This is a genomic window from Thermodesulfobacteriota bacterium (assembly GCA_040755095.1).
GTDB lineage: Bacteria > Desulfobacterota > Desulfobulbia > Desulfobulbales > JBFMBH01 > JBFMBH01.
This window is the reverse complement of the sequence record JBFMBH010000239.1, coordinates 1-2706: the sequence shown is the minus strand read 5'-3', so window position 1 is coordinate 2706 and position 2706 is coordinate 1. Positions and strand designations below refer to the sequence as shown.

2 protein-coding genes and 1 pseudogene are annotated in these 2706 nt (G+C 66.7%); 1 reads left to right on the top strand and 2 read right to left on the bottom strand.

Features of this window, described 5'->3' with window-relative positions; genetic code table 11:
• Positions 1–974 (bottom strand): ATP-binding protein (locus AB1634_19310; protein ID MEW6221661.1); only part of this gene is annotated, 974 nt, incomplete at its 3' end.
• 385 nt (positions 975–1359) lie between these two features.
• Positions 1360–2319, bottom strand: a pseudogene (locus AB1634_19305) (DegT/DnrJ/EryC1/StrS family aminotransferase).
• A gap of 175 nt (positions 2320–2494) precedes the next feature.
• On the opposite strand from AB1634_19305, the gene AB1634_19300 reads away from it, so the two are divergent.
• Positions 2495–2706, top strand: a 212-nt coding sequence (locus tag AB1634_19300) for a hypothetical protein (GenBank protein MEW6221660.1), incomplete at its 3' end; no start/stop codon positions are given.

Sequence of the window (2706 nt, the reverse complement as noted above, 5' to 3'; positions counted from 1 at the left end):
ACGCTGTCCGGAACCAGGCTGCCGGCTAAAATCGGCTCCACCACCCGCCGCACCCGCTCCTCCCGCAGCTTGTCCGCCAGCTGATCGAGATGGGTCTCCCGCCGGCTGATGAGATTCTCCTTGGCCGCCTCCAGCATCTCGGCGGTGACGGGCACACCCCGGTCGCGACCGGCCGGCATCTCGAAGCAGGCCTCGTAGGCCAGGGCATTGACCAGCCAGGGCTGGCCGGCGGTCAATTCCCAGGCCCGGACCTTGGCCTCCTCGGTGAAGGCCTGTCCGGTGGCCTCGGTGTGCTGCTGGTAGAGCATGGCGACCTCTTCCCGGGTGAAGTTGCCCAGTACCAGAGCTTTGGCCTTGATGTTGAAGGCCGAGCCGCCGGTGATGATCGCCTTCTCCCGATCGGAGTGGATCCGGTAGTCCCGCACATCCCGCACCCCGCAAAGGATGACGCTCTGGGGAAAGGCCGCCGGCCGCTGGGTGTAGCCCGCCCGCAGCTGCCGCAGCACCGCGATCAGCGTATCCCCCACCAGGGCGTCGATCTCATCCAGGAACAGGACCACCGGCCGGGCCTCCTGACGGCACCAGCGGACCAGCACCTCCTTCAAGGCGTCGTGACCACCGGCCTGGGCCAGCACCTCCGGCCAGGTGGCCTCCAGGAACCCATCCCCCAGGGCGGTCCTGGACCAGGAGGCCATGCTGCTCAGAATCGCCCGCATCCCCTCCTGAACATCCTCTCTGGCGGACTGCCCCACCTCGACATTGGCGTACAAGGCCCGATACCGGCCGCTTCGATTGAGATGCTCCATGAGGGCCAAAAGCGAGCTGGTCTTGCCGGTCTGGCGCGGGGCATGGAGAATGAAGTACTTCTTCTGGCCGATGAGGGTCTCCAGCTCCGGCAGGTTGATCCGGGCCAAGGGGTCCAGGCAGTAGTGATCGGCTGGGTTCACCGGACCGGCGGTGTTGAAGAACTTCATGGGAGCGCCCTCCCTGGGGCAAGGGGCAAGCAGCGGATGAGGACTTCCAGGGTGATGGCCGGCGTCAGGGAGCGGCCGCGCTGGTCAGGCGCCGGAGCGGCACGGGCTTCCGGCTGGCCGCTGCACGAAGGCCGAAGGATCGCCATCTGGTCCGAGGATACCCGGCTTGGCACATGAAGCCAAGGAGATCGGCGTCCCCTGACCGTCGTCACCTTTCGTCTTGTGTCAGCTACGGCCACCAAATGGACTGTGGGAGTGGGGGCGGGATGAGAGAAACCGGCCGTGCCGGTCGTCGCGGTCGCTGGGATCCTTGTGCCTGAGATGCCTGGCCAAGGGATGGAGGCAGGCTGGCGTGCGGAAGGGGCAGGGACTGCCGGCCGCTCGGCTACCGTTGGTGGCGATGCAGAATGTCTCCCACCGCGACGATCACCCGCTCCACGTCCTGGTCCGTCATCCTGGGATAGATGGGCAGGCTCACCGTCCGTTGGTAGACGTCGTAGGCCTTCGGAAAATCCCTGGGCTGCAGGCCATACCGGTCCCGCCAGTAGGGCTGGAGGTGCAGGGGGATGAAATGGACACTGGTGCCGATGCCGGCCTCGCACATCAGCTCAATGAACCGATCCCGGTCGATGGTCAGCCGCTCCAGCTCCAGCTGGATCACGTACAGATGCCAGGCGTGAAGATCACCAGGGCCTCCGGCGGCCGGCAGCCGGAGGGGCAGGTCAAGGAAGGCCTCAAGGTAGCGCCGGGCAATCGCCTCCCGCCGGTCCCGGAAGCGGTAGGCCTTGCGCAGCTGGTGGATGCCCATGGCCGCAGCGACGTCGGTCATATTGTACTTGAAGCCCGGCGCCACCACCTCGTAGTACCAGGAGGGCCTGTCGGCGGTGTAACGGCCGAAGACATCGCGGTTGATGCCGTGCAGCCGCATGGTGCGCATGCGCTGGGCATGGGCAGCATCCCGGGTCACCACCATGCCGCCCTCGCCGGTGGTGATGGTCTTGGTGGCGTAGAAGCTGAACACCGTCATGTCGCTGTCCAGAGCGCCGATGAGCTGGCCAGCGTGCCGGGTCGGCAGGGCATGGGCTGCGTCCTCCACCACCGCCAAGCCGTGGCGGCGGGCGATCTCCAGGATCTGTCCCATCGCGCAGGCCAGGCCGGCGAAATGCACCGGCATGATCGCCCGGGTTTGGGGGGTGATGGCCGCCTCGATCCGGTCCGGGTCGATGTTCATGGTCACAGGATCGATATCCACGAACACCGGATCGGCACCCAGATAGCGGACCACCTCGGCGGTAGCCGTGAAGGTGGTGGGGGTGGTGATCACCTCGTCCCCCGGCCCAATGCCCGGGACGTCATCGCAGCGCCCGCGGCCAACGGCATCTATATGCTGACCGACCAAGCTCTCCTTCTCTTCTGACGTCCCGACCCCGATGCTCCCGCTGCGAGAAGCTTCGGCGTCGCCGGTAGATGCCACGAGGTCCTCTCAGGGCCGGCGCCTCGCCGCCACAGCGCTGTCCGTTGTGCTCCTGTGCCTAGTCGGCACCTGCCAGGCCCAGGCCCAGAATGCGGAGCTGGCACTCCGCCTCATGTGGCAGGTGCACGACGATGCCAGCGACGAGGACCTCAGGCTCCTGGCCCAGACCGGCATCTCCGCCATCCACAGCTTCAACTTCGGCACCTGGTCCGAGGAGAGAACTGCCCGCTACCTGGAGCGGGCGGCAACCCACCGCCT